Source organism: Vibrio sp. 1249-1 (genome assembly GCF_033340495.1).
The window spans coordinates 1-525 of record NZ_JAWOWJ010001145.1 but is presented as its reverse complement, the minus strand read 5'-3'; the positions used below and the strand labels follow the sequence as shown (position 1 = coordinate 525).

The window sequence follows — 525 nt, the reverse complement described above, 5'->3', positions numbered from 1 at the left end:
GACCACTTTCTGCTGTGGGGCAGAGTAACTGCGCGCGAGAGCTTCCGCGCCAGACCAATCTTGCTGCTGAATACGAACATCTAAACGACCACGCAATGCAGAGCTATTGCTACTGTCCAGTTGCAAAGCTTGTTTGAAAGCCTTCTCTGCCGCGGCATAATTTTCTCGAACAAGATACAAAGAGCCTAATGATGAATAAGCATAAGGTTGGGATTTATCTACTTGAATCGCTTTGTGATAAACGCTTTCTGCTTGCTTAAACTGGCCTTTTTCGACCAAGGCATCACCTTGATCAAGATACGCCCAATATTGAGACGTCTCAATTAACGCTGCCCATTTTGAGGCCGAGTCAGGATTATGATCTAAGCGCTGAGCCTGTTTAAAGTATTCGAGCGCTTTTTGCTGCTGCCCTCTACGTAGATAAACCTTGCCCATAGCACCGAGCAATTCAGGATCTCGCGGACGAGTCGTGAACGCATAACGCAACTGAGCTTCTGCTTGGTCGGTTTTATCTTCCTCGAGCAA

General features: G+C 47.2%; 1 protein-coding gene. It reads right to left on the bottom strand.

From position 1 onward, the window contains the following. A partial coding sequence (locus R7Z50_RS30945; RefSeq protein ID WP_318150207.1) for a tetratricopeptide repeat protein occupies positions 1–525 on the bottom strand: 525 nt, incomplete at both ends.